Below are 24,783 nucleotides of genomic sequence, written 5' to 3'. Positions count from 1 at the left end.
TGGTTGTCCGAACGGGCCGAGATGCTGGCCTTTGCCGCCGTCTTTCTGGCCGGGCTCTATGTCGCGCTGCTGGGCGGCTGGTTCCTGGCGCTGGTCGGGGGATGCGTCATGCTGATCGGCGGCGTCCTGGCCATCGGCGCCTTCCGTCGCAGCCCGTTCCGCCGCCCCATCGGCGCGCCGGGCGTGGTCGAGGTCGTCGAGGGCGCCATCCGCTATTACGGCGCTACCGAACGCGGAGGAGAGATCGCCCTGCGCGACCTGTCGGAAATCCGCCTGCTGCGGGTCGAAGGTCGCGCCCATTGGCGGCTGCGCAGCATCGATGCCCAGGCCCTGCTGATCCCCGCGGATGCGGCGGGGGCGGCGACGCTGGCCGATGCCTTCACCGCACTGCCGGGGCTGAACATGGGGATGGTGTCGAACGCGTTGGCGCAGGTGGCCGACAAGGATGATGCAATCCGCACCGTTTGGCGGAGGCCGGTCTGAGGCGACTTGACTTGGCCTGCCACGATTGCCACCTGTGACCGACACGGAAACGCCAGAGAGGCCTCAGACCCATGTCCATTCCACAGCAGGGCGGAGGCCCCATCGAACATCGCGATCAGCTGGCTGCCTATATCGCCAGCGGCGAAAAGCCCAAGGATCAATGGCGTATCGGCACCGAGCATGAGAAGTTCGGCTATGACGATGCCCGGAAGTTGCCCTTACCTTACGAAGGTCCGACCTCGATCACGGCCATGCTGGAAGGTCTGCGCGACCGCTTCAACTGGACGCCGGTGCTGGAAGCGGGAAACCTGATCGGGCTGGAACGCGACGGCGCGAATGTCAGCCTTGAACCGGGCGGCCAGCTGGAGCTGTCGGGCGCCCCCTTGGAAACCATCCACCAAACCTGCGACGAGGTGAACCGCCATCTGGCCGAGGTCGAGGCCGTGGCCGCCGACATCGGCGCGGGCTTCATCGGTCTTGGCGCAGCCCCGATCTGGGGGCAGGACCAGATGCCGATGATGCCCAAGGGCCGCTATCGCCTGATGACCGACTACATGGGCAGCGTCGGCACGCTTGGCACGCAGATGATGTATCGGACCTGTACGGTTCAGGTGAACCTCGATTTCGCGTCCGAAGCCGACATGGTCCAGAAGATGCGGGTCGCGCTTGCGCTGCAACCGGTGGCGACGGCACTTTTTGCCAATTCGCCCTTTCTGGACGGCAAGCCTAACGGCATGAAATCCTGGCGCGCCCATATCTGGCAGAACCTGGATGCGGCCCGCACCGGCATGCTGCCCTTCGTCTTCGAGGATGGCTTCGGATATGAGGCCTGGGTCGACTACGTCTTGGATGTGCCGATGTATTTCGTCTATCGCGACGGGAAATACATCAACGCCCTTGGCCAGAGCTTCCGCGATTTCCTGAAGGGCCAGCTGCCCGCCTTGCCGGGCGAGGTGCCGACCCTGTCGGATTGGGCCGACCACATGACCACCGTCTTCCCCGAAGCCCGCGTCAAGAAATACATCGAGATGCGCGGCGCCGATGGCGGCCCGTGGCGCCGCCTTTGCGCGCTGCCCGCGCTGTGGGTCGGGCTGACCTATGACCAGCAGGCGCTGGATGCGGCGTCCGATCTGATCAAGGGCTGGGACGCCGAGACCCGCGAAGGTCTGCGCATTGCCGCCGGTCGCGACGGATTGCAGGGGCAGGTGGGTGACATCAACCTGCACGATCTGTCGCGCGAGGTGCTGGCCATCGCCGAGCAGGGCCTGAAGAACCGCGCCCGCCCCGGCAATGACGGGTTGGTGCCGGATGAGACGCATTTCCTGAACGCGCTGAAGGAAAGCGTCGACAGCGGCAAGGTGCCCTCGGATGAGTTGTTGGAGAAGTATCGCGGCGAATGGGCCGGCGATCTGAGCCGCATCTATGACGAGTACTCCTATTGACGCGCCGATTGCGTCCCGCGACGGCCGGGGGCGCTTCGCCCCCCGGACCCCCCGAGGCCGCACGCGAAGGTGACATGGGTCCCGCTTGAAATGGCTGCCGCTTGGTGGCACGCGTGAGGCGGGACCTGAACAGCATGTGGGGCAAGGCGATGCGGGCAAGTTTGATGCAATGGGTAGGCCGACTGGTCGCCGTGGTCTTCGTGCTTGGCGTGGCTTCGCTGGTTGCTGCGATTGTCCTACAGGTCCGCCAGGCCGAGGGCGTGCCGCCGATGTCGGTCTTTCTGGGCGTCACCGGGCTTGCCATGCTGATCCTGCTGGCGGGAGCCTGCCTTGCGCTGATCTCGATCGCGACCTCGGCGCGTCAGAGTGCCGAGGCGCTGCGCCGCATGTCGCTGCGCGGGGGCGAATTGCGGGCCGTGGGTCCGGCGACCGAAGCGGCGGCGCCCTTCACGCCGACCAGCTTTGCGGCCCCGGCGGCGGCCCCCCAGCAACCTGCCCCGGTGCGGCCTGCGCGTCCGGCGGGGCGGTCGCTGGTTGCAGAACGCTGAGACCTTATTTGCGGCCGATGCGAGGTTCGGTCCCTGCAATCAGGCGGCGGATGTTGGCGTGATGGCGGATCAGGATCAGAGCCGCCATGAAGCAGGTGACGGCTACCAGATCGCCGCGGCCCGTCATCAGCGCGACGATCGGCACCGCCACGGCGGCCACCAACGCGCTGAGGCTGCTGATGCGGGTGATGGCGGCGGTCAGCGCCCAGGTGGCGCAGGCGATCAGGCCCAAGGGCCAATGCAGCGCCAGCACCGTCCCCAGGAAAGTCGCCACGCCCTTGCCGCCCTTGAAGCCCAGCCAGACGGGGAAGCAATGCCCCAGGAAGGCCGCGCCCCCCGCCAGCATCGCTGCCGTATCGCCCGCGAAATGGCGCGCCAGCAGCACGGCGATGGCCCCCTTGCCGCTGTCCAGCAGCAGGGTGGCAAGGGCTGCTGGCTTGTTTCCGGTCCGCAACACGTTAGTCGCGCCGATATTGCCCGACCCGATCTGGCGCAGATCGCCGAGACCCAGGGCACGCGTGATGACCAGCCCGAAGGGCACCGATCCCAGCAGGTAACCGAAGAGCGTCCAGAGGATCAGGGTCATGCGCTTTCTCCGAAGACGCGGCGGCCCGCGACCCATGTGCCCATCACGCGGCCCTGCATGCGGGCGCCGTCGAAGGGCGTGTTCTTGGACTTCGACAACAGCGCGAAACGGTCCATCAGGAAGGGCGCGTCGGGGTCGAAGAGGATCAGGTCAGCGGGGGCGCCCTCCGACAGGCGGCCTGCAGACAGGCCCAGCCTGCGCGCGGGGTTCAGCGACATGGCGCGGAACAGTTGCGGCAGGCTCAGCCCGCCCTGATGATAGAGACGCAACGCGGCGGGCAGCAGGGTCTGAAGGCCGACGGCGCCGGGGGCGGCGGCCTCGAAGGGCAGGCGCTTGGATTCCTCGTCCTGTGGGGTGTGGAAGCTGGCGATCACGTCGATCACGCCATCGGCCACAGCCTGCACCATTGCCTGACGGTCATCCTCGGACCGCAGGGGCGGGGTGAAGCGGAAGAAGGTGCGGTAATCGCCCACATCGAATTCGTTCAGCGTCAGGTGGTGGATCGAGATCCCCGCCGTCACGTCCAGCCCCGCCTTGCGTGCGCGTTCCAGCGCCGGCAGAGAGGCCGCCGTGGTGATCTGGTCGGCATGCCATCGGCAGCCGGTCATGGTGACCAAAGCCAGGTCGCGGTCAAGGCCCATCACCTCGGCCATCGGCGATACGGCGGGGATGCCGTAGAGGGATGCGAACTTGCCGCTGGTCGCGGCAGCTCCTGCGGACAGACCGGCCTCTTGCGGGTGGCCGACGATCAGGGCGTTCAGCCCGCGCGCATAGGTCATGCAGCGGGTCAGCAGCTTGGTGTCGCGCACGACGCGCACGCCATCGGTGAAGGCCACGGCCCCCAAATCGGTCAGAAAACCGATCTCGACCATCTCGCGGCCTTCGCGCGATTTGGTCAGGGCGGCCATATGGTGGATGTTGACGGGGGCATCGGCGGCGCGGCGGGCGACGAATTCCAGCGCCTCGGGGGTGTCGATGGGGGGCAGGGTGTCGGGACGGGCGATGATGGTCGTGACGCCGCCACCGGCTGCGGCCAGACCGGCGCTGCGGAAGCTTTCCTTGTGACGCTCGCCGGGTTCGCCGATCTTGACGCCCCAATCGACGATGCCGGGGGCCAGCGCCCGACCATCGCAGTCGATGACGGTTGCGCCTTCGGGGGCGGCATCGCCCGGCCCGCCGCGTCCGACGATGGTGCCGTCGCGCACCAGCAGGCTGCCGATCTCGTCGGTCTGGGTTTCGGGGTCGATCAGGCGGGCATTGGTGAAGAACTGGTCCATGATCACGCCTCGCCTTCGGCAATGCGGCCGCGTTCGGCGCGCAGGTTTCGTGCCAGCAGGTCCAGTGCGGCCATGCGGACGGCAACGCCCATCTCGACCTGGTCCTGGATCACGCTGCGGTTGATGTCGTCGGCAATGGTGCCGTCGATTTCCACGCCGCGATTCATCGGCCCCGGATGCATCACGATGGCGTCAGGCGCAGCCAGCGCCAGCTTTTCGGCGTCGAGACCCCAACGGTGGTAATATTCGCGTTCCGAGGGGATGAAACCCCCGTCCATGCGTTCACGCTGCAGGCGCAGCATCATGACGACATCGGCACCCTTCAGGCCCTCGCGCATGTCTTCGTACAGTTCGACCCCCATATCGGCCGCGCCCGAGGGCATCAGCGTCGACGGCCCGATCAGGCGGATGCGGTTTTCCATCTTGCCCAGCAGGATCAGGTTCGACCGCGCCACGCGGGAATGGGCGATGTCGCCGCAGATGGCGATGGTCAGGCGGTGCAGCCGGCCCTTGGCGCGGCGGATGGTCAGCGCGTCCAGCAGGGCCTGCGTCGGATGTTCATGCCGCCCGTCGCCCGCGTTGATGACCGCGCAATTCACCTTTTCGGCCAGCAGGTTCACCGCGCCGGAATTGGGGTGGCGCACGACCAGCAGATCGGGCTGCATGGCGTTCAGCGTCAGCGCGGTGTCGATCAGCGTCTCGCCCTTCTTCACCGATGACTGGCTGACGGCCATGTTCATCACGTCGGCCCCAAGCCGCTTGCCCGCCAGTTCGAAGCTGGCCTGGGTGCGGGTCGAGTTCTCGAAGAACATGTTGATCTGGGTCATGCCCGCCAGCGCATCCGAGTGCTTGACGGTCCTGCGGTTCAGCGCGGCATAGTCCTGGGCAAGGTCCAGCAGCGACACGATCTCGGCGGGTTTGAGATGGTCGATGCCCAGCAGGTGACGGGCGCGAAAGCTCATGTTCAGCCTTTCAGTCGGGGGTGCGCGTTCTATCGCAGATGGGAGGCCGTGCGGCAAGCGGGCAGGGGATTTGCAGGTGGTGCAAAGATCGCTTGCCCGGTGGGGTCCGCGGGGATATTGCGGGCGGTATGCAGATGTCCCGCTATCGCCCCCATATCCTTGCGACGCTGTCGCTTGGCCTGCCGCTGATCGGCAGCCATCTTGCCCGCATGGCCATCGGCGTGGGCGATACCGTCATGGTGGGCTGGTACGGGGTCGAGCCCCTTGCCGCCCTGATCATTGCGGGGTCTTTCTTCCACATCCTGTTCTTCCTGGGGATGGGCTTCGGCACCGGCGTGATGGGGCTGATCGCCAGCCATATCGCCGCCGGCAACCAGACCGAGGTCCGCCGCGGTGCCCGCATGGCGCTTTGGCTCTCGGCGGGCTTCGCGCTGGCCGTCATGCCGCTGATGTGGTTTTCCGAACCGATCCTGCTGTCGCTTGGCCAGACGCCGATGGTCTCGGCCCTGGCGCAGGATTACCTGCGCATCGCGGGCTGGGGCCTGGGGATCGTGCTGGGCCAACTGACGCTGAACAGCTATCTGGCGGCGCTGGAACGCACGCAGGTGGTGATGTGGGTGACGCTGGCGGGCCTGCCGCTGAACGTTGCGCTGAACTGGGTGCTGATCTTCGGCAACCTCGGCGCCCCGGAACTGGGCGTGCAGGGCGCGGCCATCGCCAGCCTGACGGTCCAGATCGTCCAGCTGATCCTGCTGGTGCTTTACGCGCAATGGCTGCCCATCGCCCGGCAGTACAACCTGTTCCAGCGGTTCTGGCGCCCCGACTGGCAGGCCATGGGCCAGATCGCCCGCATCGGCTGGCCGATCGGCGTCACCATGGTGGCCGAGGGCGGGCTGTTCGTCGCCTCGAACATCATGATGGGCTGGATCGGCATCCCGCAACTGGCGGCCCATGGGATCGCGCTGCAGATCACCTCGATCACCTTCATGGCGCATCTGGGGCTGTCCAATGCCGCCACCGTGCGGGTGGGGCAGGCCAAGGGGCGGGGCGACCGCGCGTGGATGCGCGATGCCGCCATCACCGTCATCTGGATGTCGCTGGTCTTCGCCGCCATCGCCATCTCGATCTATCTGCTGTTCCGCCATCAGCTGGTACGGATGTATCTGGACCCCAATGACCCACAGGCCGCGCTGATCGTCACCATCGGGGCCAGCCTTCTGCTCTATGCGGCGCTGTTCCAGCTGACCGATGCCTTCCAGGTCATCGCGCTTGGCTTCCTGCGCGGCGTCCATGACACGAATGTGCCGATGTGGATGGCGGGCTTCAGCTACTGGGGGGTCGGCATGCCGGTCGCCTATCTGCTGGCCTTCCCGCTTGGCTTCGGGCCCGCGGGGTTGTGGCTGGGCTTGTGCGTCGGGCTGACGCTGGCGTCTATCCTGCTGATGTGGCGGTTCTGGCGCGGCCATGCGCGGGGGGACTGGACCCTGCTGCGCGCCGCGGTCTAACCTGCCGCGACACGACATACCGGAGGATATCATGCGCCCCGTCTTCGTCCAGTTCCGCTGCGAGCCCGGCCGGACCTATCAGGTCGCCGAGGCCATCTATGACCGCGAGATCGTGTCCGAGCTGTATTCGACATCCGGCGATTACGACCTGATGGCCAAGGTCTACATCCCCGAGGATCAGGATGTGGGCCGTTTCCTGTCGGACAAGCTGTTCGACATCCCGCATATCAGCCGGACGCTGACCACGATGACCTTCCGGGCCTTCTGACCCCTTGCGAGGCGGCACGGGTTGCGGGCATCTAGCACCCATGACCAGATTCGCCCCCATCCCCGCCTCGCTTCCTTCGACCGTCCCCTTTGTCGGACCCGAAACACTGGAACGCCAGCGCGGCAAGCCCTTCGGCGCGCGATTGGGCGCGAATGAAAACGGCTTCGGCCCCAGCCCTCGCGCCATTCAAGCCATGCAGGATGCTGCAACGCAGGTCTGGAAATATGGTGATGCGCCCAGCCACGACCTGCGCCATGCGCTGGCCGCCCATTTGGGCGCCGGCCCCGAAAACATCGTCGTGGGCGAGGGGATAGACGGGCTGCTGGGCGTGCTGGTCCGGCTGATGATCGGGCCGGGCGATGCTGTCGTGACGTCCGAGGGCGCCTATCCGACCTTCAACTATCACGTGAACGGCTACGCGGGCGTGCTGCACAAGGCACCTTACAAGGACGACCACGAAGACCCGCAGGCGCTGATCGAACTGGCCCATCAGACGGGCGCGCGGCTGGTCTATCTGGCCAATCCCGACAACCCGATGGGCAGCTGGCATTCCGGCCAGGTGATCGAGACGATGCTGGACCAGCTGCCCGCCGATTGTCTGCTGGTCCTAGACGAGGCCTATGTCGAATTCGCCCCGCAGGACGCCATCCCCACGATCGGTGCCGATGATCCGCGCGTCATCCGCATGCGCACCTTCAGCAAGGCTTACGGCGTTGCGGGCGCGCGCATCGGCTATGCCATCGGCGCGCCGGACCTGATCGCGGGCTTCGACCGGATCCGCAACCATTTCGGCGTGAACAGCATCGCGCAGGCAGGCGCACTGGCGGCCTTGGCCGATACCGAATGGCTGGCCCATGTGCAGCAACAGGTGGCGATCTCACGCGACCGCATCGGCCAGATCGCCCGCCAGAACGGATTGACGGCCTTGCCCACCGCCACGAATTTCGTCGCGGTAGACACGGGCCGCGACGGCAGCTTTGCCGCAAATCTGGTCAAGGCCCTGCAGGATCGCGGCGTCTTCATCCGCATGCCGGGCGTCGTGCCCCTGAACCGCTGCATCCGCATCAGCTGCGGTCCCGCAGAGGAACTGGACCTGCTGTCCGTCGTCCTGCCCAAGGCGCTGGACGACATCAGCCCCGCCTGAAGCTTCTCGGTTGTCCAAATACCCCCGCCGGAGGCACCTGCCATCAAGACAGGCGTCCCCGGCGAGGGGTCGTGATCACATCGCCGCCAGCTGGCCCAGCGCCGCCGCAAGCCGCGCGATATCGTCATCCAGCGCCGCCAGCTTGGCGCGGGTTTCCTCGATCACCTCGGCTTCGGCATTCTCGACGAACTTGGGGTTCGACAGACGCTTGCGCAGCCCGTCAGCATCCTTGGCCGATTTCGCCTGCGCCTTCTGCAGACGCGCGGTCTCGGCAGCAACGTCGATCACGTCTCCGATCGGCAGCGCGAAACTGGCCCCTTGAGCCGAGACGGCGATCATGCCCTTGCCGGCCTGACCATCGACGGGCGTGTTGACGCGCGCCAGACGCTCGATCAGCGGGCCGTTGGCCTGCAGGGCGGCGCGGGCGGCGGCATCGGCCTCGGTCACGATCAGGTCCAGCTTTGCCCCCGCCGGAACGCCCATCTGCGAACGGGCCGAACGCACCGCCTCGATCAGGGCGATGACCCAGTTCATCTGGGCGTCGGCATCCGCGTCGATCAGATCGGCCCCCAGTTCGGGCCAGTCACCGTGGACAAGCATGCCTTTGCGGTCACCCGTCAGCGCCCAAAGTTCCTCGGTGACGAAGGGCATGATCGGGTGCAGCATCAGGTAGCACTGGTCCAGCACCCAGCCCATCGTGGCGCGCGTTTCCTCGGCATGTTCACCGTCGAACAGCGGCTTGGCGAATTCCACGTACCAGTCGCAGACCTTGCCCCAGACAAAGGCATAAAGCCCCATCGCCGCATCGTTGAAGCGATAGGAGGCCAGCGCCTCGTCGGTCGCCATCAGGATGCGGGCGGTTTCGCCGATGATCCAGCGGTTCACGGTGTGGGTCGGGGCGGGACGTGCCGCGCCGCCGCGCACGCCGTTCATTTCCGCAAAGCGGCTGGCGTTCCAGATCTTGGTGACGAAGTTGCGGTTCACCTCGACATGCTTCGGCCCCAGCTTGGGGTCGCGGCCCATCGCCGCCATGCCGGTCAGGGTAAAGCGCAGCGCGTCGGCGCCGAAATCATCGACCAAGGTCAGCGGGTCTATCACGTTGCCCTTGGACTTGGACATCTTGGCGCCCTTTTCGTCGCGCACCAGCCCGTGGACATAGACGGTGTGGAAAGGGATGTCCTTCACCACCTCCAGCTGCATCATGATCATCCGGGCGACCCAGAAGAAGATGATGTCGAAACCGGTGACCAGCACGTCGGTCGGGAAATACTTCTTCAATTCCTCGGTCGGCTCGGGCCAGCCAAGCGTGCCGATGGGCCACAATCCGCTGCTGAACCAGGTGTCCAGCACGTCGGGGTCGCGGGTCAGCACCTTGCCCGGCGCCTTGGCCTGGGCCTCGGCCTCGGTCGGGGCGCAATACTGGTTGCCCTCTTCGTCGTACCAGACGGGGATCTGGTGGCCCCACCACAGCTGGCGGGAAATGGTCCAAGGCTCGATGTTCTCAAGCCAGTTGAAATAGACCTTCTTGTGCTGCTCTGGCAGGATCTGGGTGCGACCATCGCGCACCGCATCCAGCGCGGGGCCGACGATGCGCTGCGTGTCGACGAACCACTGGTCGGTCAGCATCGGTTCGATCACCACGCCCGAGCGGTCACCGAAGGGCTGCATGATGGGCTTGTTCTCGATGACGGGGCGGCGCTCCAGATGCTCGGCGCCGGTCTCCTTCTCGATCTCCTTATGCAGATAGGTCACGGCAAGGCCGTCGGCGGTGATCTGGTCGATCACCCGCTTGCGCGCGTCATAGCGGTCCAGCCCGCGCAGATCCTCGGGGACGAGGTTCACGTTCGACACGTCGCCCACATCCTCGCCCCGCGCGGCGCGCGATGCGATGGCGGCGCTTTCGTCATAGGACAGACCGTCGGTGCGCAGCGCGCCCTTGGTGTCCAGCAGCGCGAACAGCGGGATGTTGTTGCGCTTGGCGACCTCGTAATCGTTGAAGTCATGCGCGCCGGTGATCTTGACCGCGCCGGACCCGAAATCGGGGTCGGGATATTCGTCGGTGATGATCGGGATCAGGCGGCGCTGTTCCTTGGGACCGACGGGGATCTCGACCAGCTTGCCGACGATGGGGGCGTAACGGGCATCGTCCGGATGCACCGCGACCGCGCCGTCGCCCAGCATCGTCTCGGGGCGGGTGGTGGCGATGGCGATATAGTCGCGCGTCTCGCGCAGGGTGACGGTGCCATCCTCGTCGCGTTCCACGTATTCATAGGTCTCGCCGCCGGCCAGCGGGTACTTGAAGTGCCACATATGGCCGGGAACCTCGCGGTTCTCGACCTCCAGATCGCTGATCGCGGTCTCGAAATGCGGGTCCCAGTTCACCAGCCGCTTGCCGCGATAGATGATGCCCTTGTTGTACAGATCCACGAAGACGCGGATCACGGCGTCGTGGAAGTTGCCTTCCTGACCGGCCGGGGCACCCGGCGCACCGGACATGGTGAACGCATTGCGCGACCAGTCGCAGGATGCGCCAAGGCGCTTCAACTGGTTGATGATCGTGTCGCCGGATTCCTGCTTCCAGGCCCAGATCTTCTCGACGAAGGCGTCGCGGCCGATCTCGCGCCGGCCCGGTTCGCCGCGCTGCGCCATCTGGCGTTCGACGACCATCTGCGTCGCGATGCCCGCGTGGTCCTGACCGGGCTGCCACAGCGTGTCGAAGCCGCGCATCCGGTGCCAGCGGACAAGGATGTCCTGCAGCGTGTTGTTGAAGGCGTGGCCGATATGCAGGCTGCCCGTGACGTTGGGGGGCGGGATCATCACCGTGAAGGTTTCACTGCGCTTGGCATTGGCCCCTGCCGCGAAGGCATTGGTGCGTTCCCATTCGGCGCTGATCCGGGCCTCGGCGGCCTTGGCGTCAAAGCTTTTGTCCATCGTCATCGTCGCGATCCCCTTTGTTGAGGGTGGATTAGCGAATGCGGGGCGAAAGGCCAAGTCCAACGCATCCTGCATGTCGCGCGAAATATGGCCGTCCGCTGCCCGCGACTGTTGATTTCATGCAACCGCCGTGCTTGTCGTCGTAACATCTGCGCCAAGTCGCGTTTCGGGCTTTGCAAGGCGGGGTCCGGAACCTTAAGGCGCGGCCTAGGGTTTTGAATCACATATCTGCGACAGCTTGCCTGTGCGAAAGGAACCGCAATGGGACAACAGAAGACCGTCTGGGACAATCCGGCGGATGTCATTCGCCATCTCGCTCCGGAACATCCGGTCATGGTCTTTGCACCGACGGTCCTGCAGGATCGGGCGCGGCAGTTCATCGACGGTTTTCCGGGGCTTGTGACCTATGCGGTCAAATCGAACCCCGATGAGGTCGTGATCCAGAACCTGGTCACGGCGGGCATCAAGGGTTTCGACGTCGCATCCCCCTTCGAGATCGACCTGATCGGCCGCATGGCCCCCGATGCCGCACGCCATTATCACAACCCCGTCCGGGGTCGCTCGGAAATCGCACATGCAGTCGAGGTGGGCATCACCTCATGGTCCGTGGACAGCCGGTCCGAGCTGGACAAGCTGTTCGACCAGGTGCCCACCGAGGTCGACGGCGAGGGGGTCGAGATCTCGCCCCGCTTCAAGCTGCCGGTGCTGGGGGCTGCCTATGACTTCGGGTCGAAGTTCGGCGCCAGCCCGGAACTGGCCGCCGAGCTGCTGGCCGAGGTGGCGCGGCGCGGATACGTCCCCTCGCTGACCTTCCACCCGGGCACGCAATGCACCGACCCCATCGCATGGGAAAGCTATATCCGCGTCGCTAAGGACATCTGCGACCAGGCAGGCGTGCGCGCCGTGCGCCTGAACGTGGGCGGCGGCTTCCCCTCGCATCGCGTGGTGGGGGTGGAGCCCGATCTGGCCTCGATCTTCCAGGAGATCGGCGACACCACGACCGAGATGTTCGGCGATGACGCCCCCGCGCTGGTCTGCGAACCGGGCCGCGGCCTCTGTGCCGACGCGTTTTCGCTGATCACCCGCGTCAAGGGCATCCGCGACGGGGTGGACGTCTTCCTGAACGACGGCGTCTATGGCGGGTTGGCCGAGCTGCCGATCATCGGCAATATCGACCGGATCGAGGTGCTGGACCCGCAGGGCAATCCGCGCGGGGGCGATGCCTCGGGGCGGGTGATCTTCGGGCCGACCTGCGACAGCGTCGACCGCCTGCCGGGCGAATTGGGCCTGCCCGCCGATACGCAGGAAGGCGACTATGTCATCTTCCACGGAGCGGGTGCCTATTCGACCGTCACCAACACCCGCTTCAACGGCTTTGGCGCCATGACGCGCGCGACGGTGATGCAACTGTCATAACCATCGGTTCATGCCCCCATGCTAGGCTTGGGGGCATGATGACGATTCGACCCGCGACGACCCATATCATCCTGATGGACGGCACTTTCGCCTCGCTTGCCGAAGGGCGGCGCAGTTCCATCGGACGCATCCATCGCCTGCTGACGGGACAACTGGGTCTGCCGCCCATCGCGGGGCGGACTCGCATCCATTACGCCATGGGGCAGCAGTGGAACCATTGGCGCACGCTGCATGAACTGATGATGGGCACCACGCTCGAATCGCGCATCACCCGCGCCTACGGCTGGCTGGCGACGGCCTATCAGCCGGGGGACCGGATCTTCATGATGGGCTATTCGCGGGGCGGTTTCGCGGTGCGCAGCCTGGCGGGAATGATCGGGCGGCTTGGCCTGCTGGCGCCCCGCCACGCGACCGAACGCAACATCCGGCTGGCCTGGCGGCTGTATCAGCGCGGTGGTTCCGACAGGGCGTTGGCGGGCTTTGCGCGGCGCTGTCATTCGGCGGCGCCCATCCGCATGGTGGGCTGCTTCGACACGGTCATGGCGCTTGGCATCCGCCTGCCGCTGTTGTGGATGCTGACCGAGCCGCGCTTTCGCTTCCATGACGCCCATCTGGGCAAGGGGATCGAGCACGCCTTCCAAGCCCTTGCATTGGACGAAACCCGAGCCGCCTTCGCCCCGATGCTGTGGGACGAGGATCACGCCGCTGGCCGGATCGAGCAGATGTGGTTCCGCGGCGCCCATCCCGACATCGGTGGCCAGCTGTCGGGATTCGAATTCGCGCGGCCCTTGGCGAACATCCCGCTGACATGGATGCTGGAATGCGCCGAGGGCGTGGGGCTGGAATTGCCGGTCGGCTGGCGCGGGATGTTTGCCTGCGACCCCCAGGCTCCGGCCATCGGGTCGTGGCGCAACTGGGGCAAGGCCTTCTTGGCCCGCACGCCGCGCCTTGCGGGCCGATATCGGTCCGAGGCTCTGCACCCGACCGTCACCTTGCCCTATGACGGCCCCGCGCAGCTGGTCGATCACCTGGCGCAGCCGGTCCGGTCACCGCCGCAGGATGCGGTGGATCAGCCGATGCCCACCGACATCAGGTCTGCCGGCTGATCAGGCGACGGCCTCCAGCCCCGCCTTGGGGCGCACGCCAAGGGCAGCGCAGACGTCGCGGGTCAGTTCGGGGCGGTTCAGCGTATAGAAATGCAGCCGGTCCACGCCGCCCGCGATCAGCTTCTCGCACAGGTCGACGCAGATGCCGGTCGCCAGCTGGCGTTCGGCGTCCGCCCCGTCCAGGGCCGCCAGATCGAAGGCCTCATGCGCCCAATCGGGAACGGTTGTGTTGCACATGGCGGCGAAACGCTTGGTGCCCGCCCAGCTCTGGATCGGCAGGATGCCCGGCACGATGGGGGCATCGATGCCGGCCGCCGCGCATTTGTCGCGGAAGCGGAAGAAGGTGTCGGCGTCGAAGAAGAACTGGGTGATGGCGCTGCTGGCCCCCGCCTCGATCTTGCGCTTGAGCCAAGCGACATCGGCGTCGGTATCGGGGCTGTCGGGATGGGGTTCGGGATAGGCGCCGACGCGGATGGTCATGTCGCCGCGCGCCGCGATCGCCTCGATCAGCTCGACCGAATTATTGAAGCCGTCCTGATGGGCGGTGAAGCCGTCGCTGCCTTTCGGTGCATCGCCGCGCAGGGCCACGATCTCGCGGATGCCGGCATCGGCGTAATCCTGGACGATCTTCATGGTCTCTTCGCGGGTCGCCTCGACGCAGGTCAGATGTGCCGCGACGTTCAGGCCGAACTGACGGTTGATGGTGGTCACGGCCTCATGGGTCAGCTTGCGGGTCGTGCCGCCCGCGCCATAGGTGACGGACACGTATTCCGGCCCAAGCGGTGCCAGCGCCTGCGCGGTTTCCCACAGCCGGAACGAGGCATCCAGCGTCTTGGGCGGGAAGAACTCGAAGCTGATCTTGGGGGTCTGGCGGCTCATGTCGGTATCCTTTCGGTTCGCAGGACTTGTGCCATGCCGCGTCGCGTGAGACAAATTCATAATCCTCAAGATAAACCTGAGCGGAATTCATCATGCATCTGGAACTGCGCCATCTGCGCACCGTTCACGCCATCCATGCCCAGGGCGGTCTGGCCCGCGCGGCCGAGGTTCTGAACATCACCCAAAGCGCGCTCTCGCATCAGGTCAAGGCGCTGGAGGAACAGGCGGGGGTCGAGCTGTTCGTCCGCCGCGCCAAGCCCATGCGCCTGTCGGCGGCGGGCATGCGCCTTTTGCGGCTGGCCGAACAGGTGCTGCCGCTGGTCGCTGCCACCGAGGCCGAGTTCAAGGGCGTCGAGGCCGGACGCATCGGACGGCTGCATATCGCCATGGAATGCCACGCATGTTTTGACTGGCTGCTGCCGGTGCTGGACATCTTCCGCCGCGCCTGGCCGGACGTGGACGTGGACATCCGCCAGCGGCTGGCCTTCGGTGCGTTGCCTGCCCTGGTGCGCGAGGAGGTCGATCTGGTCATCTCCTCGGACCCCGAGGATCTGCCGGGCATCACCTTCCAGCCGCTCTTCGATTACGCGCCGACGCTGATGGTACCCGCCGGGCATCCGCTGGTCGCCAAGGGGCATGCCGACCCCGAGGATCTGGCCGGTGAAACGTTGATCCACTATCCGATGGACCGCGCGCGGCTGGACGTCTTCAGCCAGTTCCTGACACCCGCGGGCGTCGAGCCCGCCCGCACCCGCACGGTGGAATTGACCGCCGTGGCGGTGATGCTGGTCGCCTCGGGGCGCGGGGTGGCGGTGATGCCGGACTGGGTGTTGCGCCGCGAAAGTGCCAATCCGGAACTGGCGCTGCTGCCGCTTGGGGCGGGCGGGGTGCGGCGCAGGCTCTATGCGGCGGTGCGCGAGGACGACCTGTCGCAGCCCTACATGGCCCATGTGTTGCGGCTTTCGCGCACCGAACCCCTGCGGATGCTGCGTGGTGCCGCCGCGTGACGTCCCTTTCGCTTCACATTCCGCGCCACAGCCTCTATGACGCGCCAACCCCTTTTTCCGGAGCATGTGATGGCAAGCGCCAATTTGAACGTCATGGTCAAGGCCGCCCGCAAGGCCGGGCGCGGCCTCGTCAAGGACTTTCGTGAAGTCGAGAACCTGCAGGTCAGCGTCAAGGGCGCCGGTGATTTCGTCACCCGCGCCGACCGCGAGGCCGAACGCCTGATCAAGGAAGAGCTGCAGAACGCTCGTCCCAGCTATGGCTGGCTGGGCCAGGAAACCGGCGAACAGGCCAGCGACGACCCCACCCGCCGCTGGATCGTGGACCCGCTGGACGGGACCTCGAACTTCCTGCACGGCCTGCCGCATTGGGCCGTCAGCATCGCGCTGGAGCACAAGGGCGAGATCGTCGCCGCCGTCGTCTTCGACGCCGCCAAGGACGAGATGTTCGTGGCCGAAAAGGGCAGCGGGTCGTTCATGAACGACCAGCGCCTGCGCGTTTCGGGTCGCACGCGGATGGGCGAATCGGTCTTCTCGACCGGCATCCCCCATGCCAGCAGCGGTCCCTTGCCCGCATCGCTGCAGGATCTGGCGCGGCTGATGCCCGTCTCGGGCGGCGTGCGCAGCTTCGGCGTGCCTTCGCTGAACCTCTGCTATGTCGCGGCCGGTCGCTTCGACGGTTCCTGGGAACGCGGTGCCAAACCGTGGGAGGTCGCGGCCGGCATCCTGATGGTCCGCGAGGCCGGCGGCTTCGTCGAGGGCATCCGCGAAGGCGACAGCCCGCTGGAATCGGGTCGCATCATCGCCGCCAACCCGACCCTGCTGGAGCCTTTCGCCAAGGTCATCCGCAGCCGCGACTGACCCGGACAGATGCAGACATGACACGCGGGCCGGCTTGCAGTTCATGCAAGCCGGCCCGCGCTTGACCTTGGGTCGCATGGGGCGCAACAGGGGGCCGTGTTCCTGAAAGCGATTACATGCCCGAAGATCATTCCCAGCCCCCCTATGCCGCATCCGCCGCCACCGCCTCGGCCCCGCCGCCGCTGCCACCGCTGACGGCGCGCCCCGCCAAGGACCGCACTGGGCTGGCCATCTTCCTGATGTGCGCGGTCAGCTTCATCTTCGCCTTGCAGGACGGTTTCTCGCGCGTGCTGGGGTCGGAATATCCGCCGGTGCTGATCGTGATGATCCGGTACTGGGTCTTTGCCCTGTTCGTCATTGCGCTGGTGTCGCGCCAGCCCGGCGGCTTGAGGCGCGCGATCCGCACCAAGCGGCCCCTGACCCAAATCGCCCGCGGCGTCATCCTGGCGCTCGAGGTGCTGCTGATGGTCGAGGCCTTCGTCCGCCTTGGCCTGATCGAGACGCATGCCGTCTTCGCCGTTTATCCGCTGCTGGTCGCGGCACTGTCCGGGCCGGTCCTGGGCGAAAAGGTCGGCTGGCGGCGCTGGACGGCCATCGGCCTGGGCTTTGCGGGCATCATCGTCATCCTGAACCCCGGCGGAGGCGTCGTCTCGCCGGCCGCATTGCTGCCCTTTGCGGCGGCGGGGATGTTTGCGCTTTACGGGCTGTTGACGCGCCATGTGTCGCGCGACGATCCGGCGATGGTCAGCTTCTTCTGGACCGGTATCAGCGGCGCGCTCGCCATCACGCTGGTCGGCATCTGGGACTGGCAATGGCTGGCGCCAACCGACTGGATCTGGATGGGGTGTCTCTGCGTCTGCGGCATGACCTCGCATTACCTGATGATCCGCAGCTATGAGCTGGCCGAGGCATCGGCCCTGCAGCCCTTCGCCTATACCCAGCTGGTCTGGGTCAGCTTCATCGGGGTCTGGGTCTTTGACGAAACACTGCGCCACAATGTCGTGGTGGGGGCCGCCATCGTCGTGGCTGCGGGGATCTTCACCTTGTGGCGTCAGCGTCAGAAGGCAGGTTAGGCCCGAAGAACACCGGCTGGCGCGGCCCGATGACGGGCCGTGCGGGCGGGCGCCCCGACAGTGCCAGCGTCAGACGCAGCGGTGGCGGCGGCATCAGCCCGCCCCCCGACAGGTCCCAACGGGTCACCACCGGCGCGGGCTTGCCGTGGATGCGGGCGCGATAGACGGGCAAGGCCTCGGCCACGCGCATGACATAGTTGCGGGTCTCGTCGAAGGGGATCAGCTCGACCCATTCCACCGGATCGGCATCGCGGCGCAGGTCGCCGAAATCGTCCAGCCATCGCGCCGGACGCCCCGGCCCCGCGTTATACCCCGAGGCGATCAGCGCCACCGAGGACCCGAAGCGATCCTCCAGCCCCATCAGATAGGCCGACCCGAGGCTGGCGTTATAGGCCGCATCAGACGACAGCCGCGCCAGATCGTAGGGCAGGTCCAGCTTGCGGGCCATCTGTTCGGCGGTGCCGGGCATCAGCTGCATCAGCCCCTGCGCGCCGACATGGCTGCTGGCGGCAAAGTTGAACTCCGATTCCTGCCGCGCGATGGCCATGACCAGCTCGGGCGGCGGGCCGAGGTCGCGGTTCTCCAGCCCCGTCAGCGGGAATTGCGCCGCGGGCCAGATGACGCCCTGATTGGCCGATTGCTTGGCCAGACGCAGGGCGTGCCAGGGGGCGCCTGCCTCGAACATCAGGCGGGACATGCGGGCGATGTCTTCGGGCTCGGCGGTCTGGGCCGCATGCAGGAAGAACCTCTGCGCCTCGTCCCGCCTGCCCGATGCGATCAGCCACAGGCCCGCGCGAAACAAGCCGTTCTCGCGCAGATCGCTGCCGCGCCAGTCGGGCAGGGTGTCGATGGCGGGGCCGGTGACGGCATATTCGGGGGGCAGGGGGGTGCCCACCTGCTCCATCGCCAGCTGACCGTAATAGACGCCGGGGAAGGCTGCGGCCTCCTCGAAGGCGCGGCGGGCGGCGCGGGTATCTCCTAGCGCCTGATGCGCGCGGCCCTGCCAGTAGAACGCGCGGGCCTTGCTGATCGCCGATCCGACCACGGTCTCCAGATGCAGGAAGTGATCCAGCGCAACCTGCGGCTGGCCGGTCTTCAGCGCGGCGAAGCCCGCCAGCCATTCCAGATCGGAATAATGGCGGTTGTCGGGGTCCAGATGATGCGGCGCGGCCAGATCCAGCGCGCGCTGCCATTGGCCTTGCCGCATGGCCAGCCGCGCGTAATCGACCCGCATCTGCGCCCAACGGTCGGGGTTGCGCAGGTCTTCGGCGGTCGATGCCTGCAGCATCAGGTCCTGCGCGGCGTCATGCATCTTGGCGCGGACCCGCCACAGAAAGCGGTCCATGGTCAGCCCCGCATCGGCGCGCTGGCCTTCGGGCAGGGCAAGGATCAGGTCGTCCACGCCCTGCCGCCCCGATTGCAGGGCGACGCGCGCCCGGACCAGCGGTTGCAGGGCGGGGGACAGGCGGGGGATCAAACGCTCGGCCTGTTCCCATTCGCCCGCGTCCAGCATGGCGGTGGCGCGGGCGGGGATCAGCGGCGTCAGCTCGGTCTCGGGGTCGTCCAGCAGGGCGGTTTCCTCGGCCGCGGTCATCGGGGCCAGGGTTAAGAACAGCGCGCGTTCGGCCTTGGCCTTGCGGTCGGACAGCACCGCGGTCAGAGCGTTCAGCCCCGAGAGCGTCGTCGGGTGGCGGTTCTCGAACCAGTCGCGGATGTCATCGGGGTCGTCACCGGCCCGCAGCTTCGCCTCGCCCTGACGATAGATGCTCTCGAGGCCCGGCCAGCCCGGATTCTCGCGCAGGAAGGCGGCGTAATCGGCAAAGCTGCCATGGCCCGCACGCAGCGCCTGCCAGCCGACCATCGCCTCGGCCAGGGGGCCTGCGCGCAGGGCCGCGTCACGGGCGGTGACCCAATCGCGGCTGTCGGCGGCGGCAAGGGCCAGCGCCATGGCGCCAGCGTCCTCGGCCAGCGCGGGGGCGGCGGCAAGGGGAAGGACCGCGAACAGCCCCGCATAGAACATGTCACGCATAAGTCGCATCGGCATCCTGTCTGATCGGCAAACGCAGGCTGCGCAATTCACAACCTTGGCAAGTTCCCCGTCCGGGGATAGTGAGGTCCGCGAAATCAACGTCTAGCCTTGCAGACCAATCACAGGAGCGTGTCATGTTCAAAGGGTCACTGCCAGCCCTCGTCACGCCGTTCGACCAGGACGGCGAACTGGATCTGGTCGCGCTGAAGAAACTGGTCGAATGGCATATCGACCAAGGCAGCCACGGGCTGGTGCCCGTCGGGACCACCGGCGAAAGCCCTACCCTGACCCATGCCGAACACCGCCTTGTCATCGAAGAGGTCGTGCAGGCCGTCGCCGGTCGCATTCCGGTCATCGCGGGCGCAGGGTCGAATTCGACCCGCGAAGGCATCGGCCTGATCCGGCACGCGGCCGAGGTGGGCGCGGATGCGGCGCTGGTCGTCACGCCCTATTACAACAAGCCGACGCAATCGGGTCTGATCGCGCATTACACCGCCCTGACCGAGGCCTGCGACGTGCCGATCATCATCTACAACATCCCAGGCCGTTCGGTCGTGGACATGATGCCCGAAACCATGGGCGTGCTGGCGCAGATCCCCTCGATCGTCGGAGTAAAGGACGCCACCGGCAAGCTGGAGCGTGTCAGCAGCCAGCGCATCACCTGCGGCAAGGATTTCGTCCAGCTGTCGGGCGAGGATGCGACCGCCCTCGGCTTCAACGCGCATGGCGGCGTGGGCTGCATCAGCGTCACCGCCAACGTCGCCCCCAAGCTGTGTTCGCAGTTCCAGGAGGCGACGCTGCGCGGCGATTACGCCGCCGCCCTGGAATATCAGGACAAGCTGATGCCGCTGCATATCGCCATCTTCATCGAGCCGGGTCTGGTCGGTGCGAAATACGCCATGTCCCGCCTTGGGCTGTGCGACGAACGCGTCCGCCTGCCGCTGACGCCCCTGACCGAGCCGACGCGCCGCCTGATCGACGCCGCGCTGGAACATGCGGGGCTGATCTAAGGCGGTTCCGGCCCCCAAGCCGTCATCGGGGTGCTGTCCTTTCGAAATTTGCGTGCCATGGTGTAACGCGATGGCCGCGGCATGCGTAAGGACACTCAATGACGGTGAAGGACGGCAGGGACGACGACTGGTCGACATGGATGCGTGCGGCCATCGCGGGCGACCAGGCTGCCTATCACCGGGTTCTGTCGGCAATGACGCCGGTGCTGCGCGGGATCGTCCGCGCGCGTGCCGGTGCCATGGACGCCAACTGGTGCGAGGACGTGGTGCAGGAGACCCTTCTGGCGATACATCTGAAGCGTGCGACCTGGGACCCGGCCATGCCGCTGCGTCCCTGGGTCTATGCCATCGCGCGCCACAAGCTGATCGACGCCTTCCGCAGGCGCGGGCGGGCGGTGCATCTGCCGGTCGAGGATTTCGCCGAGACATTGCCTGCCGCAGAGGCCCCCGACGGGCTTGAGCTGCGCGATGCCGGCCTGCTGATCGACCGACTGCAGGACCGCGACGCTGCGCTTCTGCGGTGTCTGGCACTCGAGGCGCGGGGACAGGACGAATGCGGCCAGCGGCTTGGGCTGACCCCCGGAACGCTTCGGGTGGCGCTGCATCGCGCCCTGCAGCGGCTGGCGAAACTACGGCAGGAGGGCGGGCTGTGAAGACCGACGATCTGGTCGAACTGATTGCGATGGACGATGCCACGCAGGGCCCCTTGGCGCCCAGGGTGATCGGCGTGGCGGCAGGTTTGCTGGCCGTGACGGGCGCCCTCGTCATCGGCATTTTGGGTTTGCGGGCGGATCTGATGGCCGCGATGGCCGATCCGGTGACGGCGCTGAAGTGGCTGATGCCGCTGGCGCTGATGGCGGCGGGCGCTTTCGCGGCGATCCGGTTGACGCATCCCGAACGATCCACCCCCGTTCTGGCCCGGATCCTGATCGCTGTCATCGCGATCGGCGCGGTGGCGTGGTGGCTGGCGCTGGCGATGGGGCTGCCGGACGATCAGGTCATGCCACGCAGCTTGGGCAGTTCGGCGGCGGTCTGCCTTGGGTCGATCACGGTGATCTCGGGTCCGGCGCTGGCGGCGGTGCTGTTCCTGCTGCGGGCGGGGGCCAGTCCCGCACCGATGGCCAGCGGCGCCTTGGCAGGGCTTGGCGTGGCGGGGGCGGCCACGGCCATCTATGCGCTGCACTGCCACGAGGATGCGCCCTTGTTCTTCATCCTGTGGTACGGCTTGGGGATCGGGCTGGTGACCGCGGCAGGGGCCTTGGCGGGGCGACGTCTGCTGCGCTGGTAGGGCGATGGGCGGGGAAGTTCCGGCGATATGCCGCATGGGCTTTTCAACGGCGTCGATAGGTCCCATATTGATCGCAAGGAGAGGAGTGTCCCATGCCGTTGACCCATTTCCTGATGCTGATCGCCGCAGTCGTTCTGGGGGCCGCCCTGACGCTGTGGATCAGCATTGCCGCAGGCTGGTCGCCCGTCGCGGTGCCGCTGCTGGTGCTGAGCGCGGCGCTGCTGGTGCATCTGAACCACCGGAACGGACACGACCATGATGGCTGATCAGCTGTCCAGTTCGGCGTCCCAGTAAAGGAAATCCATCCAGCTGTCGTGCAAATGGTTCGGCGGGAAGCGTCGCCCGATGGCGTGCATTTCCTCGGCCGTGGGCTGCTTGGCGGGCTTGCGCAAATGCATGCCGGAATGGCGCAGGCTGCGGTTGGCCTTGCGCAGGTTGCAGGGCGAACAGGCAGCCACGACGTTTTCCCAGCTGGTGACCCCACCCCGCGACCGGGGCACGACATGGTCGAAGGTCAGATCGCCCTTTGCGCCGCAATACTGACAGCAGAATTCGTCCCGCAGAAATAAATTGAAGCGCGTGAATGCCACGCGCTTCTGGGGTCGGACATAATCTTTGAGGACGACGACGGAAGGGATCCGGAAGGCCTGGCGCTGACTTCGGACCTCTTGGTCGTATTCGGCGATGATCTGCACGCGGTCCAGGAAGACGGCCTTGATGGCCTCCTGCCAAGGCCAGAGCGACAGGGGGTAATAGCTGAGCGGCCGGTAGTCGGCGTTCAGCACCAGCGCCGGAAAGTGACGCAGATTGGCCGGTTCGCGCACGAATTGCGTCCGGAATTCGGTGTGGTGATGATCGTCCAGCATGTCGCCCTTCCACCTGCGCGGTGGTGATGTGACCAGCGCGCCCGTCAAATCCATGGCTCGACTATATATCGCGACGGGCATCTGGCAAGCCTGCGCGTCCGATCCGGCCCTGGGGCCAGATTAGATGCCCGGGGTGACAGCAGCGTGACAGGCGAAAGGCGTAAGGCTGCCTAGCGCGGCAGCCGTTCGTGCAGGAAGGACAGCGCCGCCGACAGCCCGTCCTGAGAGATACCGTGCGCGGTGCCCTTCATGACATGGCCATATACGGTGAAGCCCGCCTGCTGCAGGGCGCTGCCCGCCAGATCCATGTCCGCGAAGGGGACGACCGGGTCCTGATCGCCGTGGATCAGCAGCACCGGCGGCTTGACGCGGGTTTCGGCCTGCAGCGTTTCGGGGGCCAGCAGGCGGCCCGAGAAGCCGACGATGCCCGCGATTTCCGCGTCGCGGCGGGGGGCGACATGCAGCGACATCATCGTCCCTTGTGAAAAGCCCACCAGCGCCAGCCGGTCGGGGGTCAGGCCTTCGTCGGCCAGCACCTTGTCGATGAAGGCGTTCAGGGCGATGGCGGCTTCGGCCATGCCGGCCTGGGCCTGCGCCTCGGAGGATCCGTCCAGCCAAGGGATCGGGAACCACTGGAAGCCCATCGGATTGCCGGTGCAGGGCTGCGGCGCGTTCGGGGCATAGAAGGCGGTGTCGGGCAGATGCGGGGCCAGCGGATCGGCGAGGCCCAAGAGGTCGGCCCCGTCGGCGCCATAGCCATGCACGAAGATCACGACCGAGCGGGCCTTGGCGGGCCCCTTGCGGGCGGATGTCAGCGGTGCGGTCATGATGTTCCCTCGCGTCCTTTTGCCAAGCGGTAATAGGCCCAGAGCCCCCGCGCCGCAACCGCGCGCCATGGCCGCCACGGTTCGGCCAGCTGCCGCAGGACGGCGGGCGTGGGGCGGGCGGGCAGGTCGTACATGATGCGCGCGGCCTCTTGCAGGGCCAGATCGCCGGCGGCAAAGACATCGGCGCGGCCAAGGGCGAACTTCAGATAGATCTCGGCGGTCCAGATGCCGATGCCGGGCAGGGCGACCAGTCGGGCGATGGCCTCGTCATCGGGCATGGCGCGAAGGGCGTGCCAGTCGATCCCGGCATTGGCGATGCCGCGCAGGTATCGCTGCTTGGGGCGGGACAGGCCGACGGCGCGCAGGTCGTCGTCGCTGGCATCGCGAAGGGCGGCTTCGGTCAACAGTCCCGCATCCTGCATCCGCCCCCAGATGGCGCCCGCCGCCGCGATCGAGATCTGCTGGCCGACGATGGCGCTGGCGATGGCCTCGAACCCGTCGTCGCGCCGCCGCAGAGGCAGGGGGCCGAGGTCCGACAGGGTCTTTGCCCAGATGGGGCAGGTGCTGGCCAGATATGCGCAGCCTTCGTCGATGTCGGCCTGGGTGGCGATGATCCGCCCCTCAGGCACCTTCGCGGGCTTCCAGCTTCAGCCGCGTTTCCCATGCCATCGAGATATGCTGCCGCAGCGCCTGATCGGCGGCATCGGCATCGCCCGCGGCAATCGCCTCGACGATGCGGGCGTGTTCGGCCAGCGCGGTTTCGCTGCGCCCTTCGGCGGCCAGCGAGGTGCGGGCCATCAGCGCCATCGTGCGGTGGACCAGATCAAGCTGCTGCACCAGATAGCGGTTGTGGGATGCCAGATGAATCTGGCGGTGGAAGCGCTTGTTGGCGCGGGCCAATGCCTCGGGGTCGCGGGCGGATTTGTGATCCTCCTCGACCATATGGGCCAAGACGCGGGTTTCCTCGGGCGTGGCGTGGCGGGCGGCCAGGCGGGCGGCCAGCGCCTCCAGCTCGGCGCGGACGACATAGAGTTCGGCCAGTTGGTTGTGGTCCAGCGAGGCCACGATCAGGCTGCGCCCGTCCCGGACCAGCATGGCCTGGGTTTCCAGCCGCTGCAGCGCCTCGCGCACGGGGGTGCGCGACACGCCGAAACGTTCCGCCAGTTCGGATTCGACCAGCCGGTCGCCCGGGCGATAGGTGCCGCTTTCGATCGCGGTCAGGATCAGGGAATAGGCGTCTTTCATGGACGACACGATTGGCCCTGCGGCGGCGAA

Annotated in this window: 25 protein-coding genes; 15 read left to right on the top strand and 10 right to left on the bottom strand. The window is 66.8% G+C overall.

Annotation, left to right across the window (positions count from 1 at the left end):
• The first annotated feature begins 3 nt into the window (after positions 1 to 3).
• The 3 genes from DDE75_RS00835 to DDE75_RS00825 all read left to right on the top strand — a co-directional run bounded on the left by DDE75_RS00835 (position 4) and on the right by DDE75_RS00825 (position 2,473).
• Positions 4 to 483: a hypothetical protein gene (locus DDE75_RS00835; RefSeq protein WP_162798849.1), complete on the top strand. Its 480-nt coding sequence runs from the start codon at positions 4 to 6 to the stop codon at positions 481 to 483.
• 71 nt (positions 484 to 554) lie between these two features.
• Positions 555 to 1,925, top strand: a complete 1,371-nt coding sequence (locus DDE75_RS00830) for a glutamate--cysteine ligase (protein WP_108500493.1) — start codon at positions 555 to 557, stop codon at positions 1,923 to 1,925.
• Positions 1,926 to 2,089: 164 nt separating this feature from the next.
• The gene (locus DDE75_RS00825; RefSeq protein WP_162798848.1) at positions 2,090 to 2,473 is read left to right on the top strand and encodes a hypothetical protein; all 384 of its coding nucleotides are present in this window, start codon (positions 2,090 to 2,092) and stop codon (positions 2,471 to 2,473) included.
• A gap of 4 nt (positions 2,474 to 2,477) precedes the next feature.
• On the opposite strand, the gene plsY is transcribed toward DDE75_RS00825, so the two are convergent.
• Genes plsY through DDE75_RS00810 form a run of 3 tightly spaced genes read right to left on the bottom strand, consistent with a single transcriptional unit; the run spans position 2,478 to position 5,298 of the window.
• Entirely contained in the window at positions 2,478 to 3,059 is a 582-nt protein-coding gene (gene plsY / locus DDE75_RS00820; RefSeq protein WP_108500491.1) for a glycerol-3-phosphate 1-O-acyltransferase PlsY, read from the bottom strand.
• Positions 3,056 to 4,336 carry a dihydroorotase gene (gene pyrC, locus DDE75_RS00815; protein WP_108500490.1) on the bottom strand — a complete coding sequence of 427 codons (1,281 nt, stop codon included), beginning with the start codon at positions 4,334 to 4,336 and terminating at the stop codon, positions 3,056 to 3,058. Before pyrC ends, plsY begins: the two co-directional genes overlap by 4 nt.
• 2 nt (positions 4,337 to 4,338) lie before the next feature.
• A complete protein-coding gene (locus tag DDE75_RS00810) occupies positions 4,339 to 5,298 on the bottom strand; it encodes an aspartate carbamoyltransferase catalytic subunit (protein WP_108500489.1) in 960 nt (319 codons plus the stop codon).
• 128 nt (positions 5,299 to 5,426) lie between these two features.
• Between DDE75_RS00810 and DDE75_RS00805 the strand changes: the two genes are divergently transcribed.
• The 3 genes from DDE75_RS00805 to DDE75_RS00795 are packed head-to-tail and all read left to right on the top strand — an operon-like array spanning position 5,427 to position 8,215.
• Complete coding sequence (locus tag DDE75_RS00805; protein WP_108500488.1) at positions 5,427 to 6,803, top strand: MATE family efflux transporter; 1,377 nt, start codon at positions 5,427 to 5,429, stop codon at positions 6,801 to 6,803.
• 31 nt (positions 6,804 to 6,834) lie between these two features.
• On the top strand, positions 6,835 to 7,071 hold the full coding sequence (locus tag DDE75_RS00800) for an Lrp/AsnC ligand binding domain-containing protein (protein WP_072296492.1): 237 nt from the start codon (positions 6,835 to 6,837) through the stop codon (positions 7,069 to 7,071).
• A 40-nt stretch (positions 7,072 to 7,111) separates the two neighbouring features.
• On the top strand, positions 7,112 to 8,215 hold the full coding sequence (locus tag DDE75_RS00795) for a pyridoxal phosphate-dependent aminotransferase (RefSeq protein WP_108500487.1): 1,104 nt from the start codon (positions 7,112 to 7,114) through the stop codon (positions 8,213 to 8,215).
• Positions 8,216 to 8,290: 75 nt separating this feature from the next.
• On the opposite strand, the gene DDE75_RS00790 is transcribed toward DDE75_RS00795, so the two are convergent.
• Positions 8,291 to 11,152: a valine--tRNA ligase gene (locus DDE75_RS00790; RefSeq protein ID WP_108500486.1), complete on the bottom strand. Its 2,862-nt coding sequence runs from the start codon at positions 11,150 to 11,152 to the stop codon at positions 8,291 to 8,293.
• A 258-nt stretch (positions 11,153 to 11,410) separates the two neighbouring features.
• Between DDE75_RS00790 and DDE75_RS00785 the strand changes: the two genes are divergently transcribed.
• Both DDE75_RS00785 and DDE75_RS00780 read left to right on the top strand, forming a co-directional pair.
• Positions 11,411 to 12,565: a type III PLP-dependent enzyme gene (locus tag DDE75_RS00785; protein WP_108500485.1), complete on the top strand. Its 1,155-nt coding sequence runs from the start codon at positions 11,411 to 11,413 to the stop codon at positions 12,563 to 12,565.
• 38 nt (positions 12,566 to 12,603) lie between these two features.
• Positions 12,604 to 13,671, top strand: a complete 1,068-nt coding sequence (locus DDE75_RS00780) for a DUF2235 domain-containing protein (protein WP_245894572.1) — start codon at positions 12,604 to 12,606, stop codon at positions 13,669 to 13,671.
• Here DDE75_RS00780 and metF read toward each other — a convergent pair whose 3' ends face one another.
• Positions 13,672 to 14,550, bottom strand: coding sequence for a methylenetetrahydrofolate reductase [NAD(P)H] (gene metF / locus DDE75_RS00775; RefSeq protein WP_108500484.1), 879 nt, complete (start codon positions 14,548 to 14,550; stop codon positions 13,672 to 13,674). It abuts the gene before it with no gap.
• Between the two features lie 92 nt (positions 14,551 to 14,642).
• On the opposite strand from metF, the gene DDE75_RS00770 reads away from it, so the two are divergent.
• The 3 genes from DDE75_RS00770 to DDE75_RS00760 all read left to right on the top strand — a co-directional run bounded on the left by DDE75_RS00770 (position 14,643) and on the right by DDE75_RS00760 (position 17,488).
• Positions 14,643 to 15,557, top strand: coding sequence for a LysR family transcriptional regulator (locus tag DDE75_RS00770; RefSeq protein WP_108500483.1), 915 nt, complete (start codon positions 14,643 to 14,645; stop codon positions 15,555 to 15,557).
• Between the two features lie 66 nt (positions 15,558 to 15,623).
• Entirely contained in the window at positions 15,624 to 16,415 is a 792-nt protein-coding gene (locus tag DDE75_RS00765; protein WP_170310913.1) for an inositol monophosphatase family protein, read from the top strand.
• A gap of 116 nt (positions 16,416 to 16,531) precedes the next feature.
• A complete protein-coding gene (locus tag DDE75_RS00760; protein ID WP_108500482.1) occupies positions 16,532 to 17,488 on the top strand; it encodes a DMT family transporter in 957 nt (318 codons plus the stop codon).
• Here DDE75_RS00760 and DDE75_RS00755 read toward each other — a convergent pair.
• A complete protein-coding gene (locus tag DDE75_RS00755; RefSeq protein ID WP_211659274.1) occupies positions 17,454 to 19,517 on the bottom strand; it encodes a lytic transglycosylase domain-containing protein in 2,064 nt (687 codons plus the stop codon). The genes DDE75_RS00760 and DDE75_RS00755 overlap by 35 nt on opposite strands.
• A gap of 134 nt (positions 19,518 to 19,651) precedes the next feature.
• Between DDE75_RS00755 and dapA the strand changes: the two genes are divergently transcribed.
• From dapA to DDE75_RS17150, 4 genes are all read left to right on the top strand, one after another.
• Positions 19,652 to 20,527: a 4-hydroxy-tetrahydrodipicolinate synthase gene (gene dapA, locus DDE75_RS00750; protein WP_108500480.1), complete on the top strand. Its 876-nt coding sequence runs from the start codon at positions 19,652 to 19,654 to the stop codon at positions 20,525 to 20,527.
• 98 nt (positions 20,528 to 20,625) lie between these two features.
• Entirely contained in the window at positions 20,626 to 21,180 is a 555-nt protein-coding gene (locus DDE75_RS00745; RefSeq protein WP_108500479.1) for a sigma-70 family RNA polymerase sigma factor, read from the top strand.
• Complete coding sequence (locus tag DDE75_RS00740) at positions 21,177 to 21,815, top strand: NrsF family protein (protein WP_162798846.1); 639 nt, start codon at positions 21,177 to 21,179, stop codon at positions 21,813 to 21,815. The genes DDE75_RS00745 and DDE75_RS00740 overlap by 4 nt, the downstream gene beginning before the upstream one ends.
• Positions 21,816 to 21,907: 92 nt before the next feature.
• Positions 21,908 to 22,081, top strand: a complete 174-nt coding sequence (locus DDE75_RS17150; RefSeq protein WP_162798845.1) for a hypothetical protein — start codon at positions 21,908 to 21,910, stop codon at positions 22,079 to 22,081.
• Here DDE75_RS17150 and DDE75_RS00735 read toward each other — a convergent pair whose 3' ends face one another.
• From DDE75_RS00735 to DDE75_RS00720, 4 genes are all read right to left on the bottom strand, one after another.
• On the bottom strand, positions 22,082 to 22,681 hold the full coding sequence (locus DDE75_RS00735) for an HNH endonuclease (protein WP_108500866.1): 600 nt from the start codon (positions 22,679 to 22,681) through the stop codon (positions 22,082 to 22,084).
• A gap of 170 nt (positions 22,682 to 22,851) precedes the next feature.
• Positions 22,852 to 23,508: an alpha/beta hydrolase gene (locus DDE75_RS00730; protein ID WP_108500477.1), complete on the bottom strand. Its 657-nt coding sequence runs from the start codon at positions 23,506 to 23,508 to the stop codon at positions 22,852 to 22,854.
• On the bottom strand, positions 23,505 to 24,137 hold the full coding sequence (locus DDE75_RS00725; RefSeq protein ID WP_108500476.1) for a DNA-3-methyladenine glycosylase family protein: 633 nt from the start codon (positions 24,135 to 24,137) through the stop codon (positions 23,505 to 23,507). The genes DDE75_RS00730 and DDE75_RS00725 overlap by 4 nt, the downstream gene beginning before the upstream one ends.
• Complete coding sequence (locus DDE75_RS00720) at positions 24,130 to 24,753, bottom strand: GntR family transcriptional regulator (protein WP_108500475.1); 624 nt, start codon at positions 24,751 to 24,753, stop codon at positions 24,130 to 24,132. The genes DDE75_RS00725 and DDE75_RS00720 overlap by 8 nt, the downstream gene beginning before the upstream one ends.
• Between the last annotated feature and the right edge of the window lie 30 nt (positions 24,754 to 24,783).

The organism is Paracoccus indicus (genome assembly GCF_003056335.1).
GTDB lineage: Bacteria > Pseudomonadota > Alphaproteobacteria > Rhodobacterales > Rhodobacteraceae > Paracoccus > Paracoccus indicus.
This window is presented reverse-complemented; position numbering and strand designations above follow the sequence as displayed.

Bases quoted from the DNA above. Each gene is read 5' to 3' on its own strand.
- DDE75_RS00745 (WP_108500479.1), top strand. From the start codon at position 20,626: ATGACGGTGAAGGACGGCAGGGACGACGACTGGTCGACATGGATGCGT.
- DDE75_RS00780 (WP_245894572.1), top strand. From the start codon at position 12,604: ATGACGATTCGACCCGCGACGACCCATATCATCCTGATGGACGGCACT.
- DDE75_RS00760 (WP_108500482.1), top strand. From the start codon at position 16,532: ATGCCCGAAGATCATTCCCAGCCCCCCTATGCCGCATCCGCCGCCACC.
- DDE75_RS00800 (WP_072296492.1), top strand. From the start codon at position 6,835: ATGCGCCCCGTCTTCGTCCAGTTCCGCTGCGAGCCCGGCCGGACCTAT.
- DDE75_RS00755 (WP_211659274.1), bottom strand. From the start codon at position 19,517: ATGCGTGACATGTTCTATGCGGGGCTGTTCGCGGTCCTTCCCCTTGCC.
- DDE75_RS00795 (WP_108500487.1), top strand. From the start codon at position 7,112: ATGACCAGATTCGCCCCCATCCCCGCCTCGCTTCCTTCGACCGTCCCC.
- metF (WP_108500484.1), bottom strand. From the start codon at position 14,550: ATGAGCCGCCAGACCCCCAAGATCAGCTTCGAGTTCTTCCCGCCCAAG.
- DDE75_RS00735 (WP_108500866.1), bottom strand. From the start codon at position 22,681: ATGCTGGACGATCATCACCACACCGAATTCCGGACGCAATTCGTGCGC.
- DDE75_RS00830 (WP_108500493.1), top strand. From the start codon at position 555: ATGTCCATTCCACAGCAGGGCGGAGGCCCCATCGAACATCGCGATCAG.
- DDE75_RS00785 (WP_108500485.1), top strand. From the start codon at position 11,411: ATGGGACAACAGAAGACCGTCTGGGACAATCCGGCGGATGTCATTCGC.
- DDE75_RS00825 (WP_162798848.1), top strand. From the start codon at position 2,090: ATGCAATGGGTAGGCCGACTGGTCGCCGTGGTCTTCGTGCTTGGCGTG.
- DDE75_RS00730 (WP_108500477.1), bottom strand. From the start codon at position 23,508: ATGACCGCACCGCTGACATCCGCCCGCAAGGGGCCCGCCAAGGCCCGC.
- DDE75_RS00770 (WP_108500483.1), top strand. From the start codon at position 14,643: ATGCATCTGGAACTGCGCCATCTGCGCACCGTTCACGCCATCCATGCC.
- dapA (WP_108500480.1), top strand. From the start codon at position 19,652: ATGTTCAAAGGGTCACTGCCAGCCCTCGTCACGCCGTTCGACCAGGAC.
- DDE75_RS00810 (WP_108500489.1), bottom strand. From the start codon at position 5,298: ATGAGCTTTCGCGCCCGTCACCTGCTGGGCATCGACCATCTCAAACCC.
- DDE75_RS00720 (WP_108500475.1), bottom strand. From the start codon at position 24,753: ATGAAAGACGCCTATTCCCTGATCCTGACCGCGATCGAAAGCGGCACC.
- pyrC (WP_108500490.1), bottom strand. From the start codon at position 4,336: ATGGACCAGTTCTTCACCAATGCCCGCCTGATCGACCCCGAAACCCAG.
- plsY (WP_108500491.1), bottom strand. From the start codon at position 3,059: ATGACCCTGATCCTCTGGACGCTCTTCGGTTACCTGCTGGGATCGGTG.
- DDE75_RS17150 (WP_162798845.1), top strand. From the start codon at position 21,908: ATGCCGTTGACCCATTTCCTGATGCTGATCGCCGCAGTCGTTCTGGGG.
- DDE75_RS00805 (WP_108500488.1), top strand. From the start codon at position 5,427: ATGCAGATGTCCCGCTATCGCCCCCATATCCTTGCGACGCTGTCGCTT.
- DDE75_RS00790 (WP_108500486.1), bottom strand. From the start codon at position 11,152: ATGACGATGGACAAAAGCTTTGACGCCAAGGCCGCCGAGGCCCGGATC.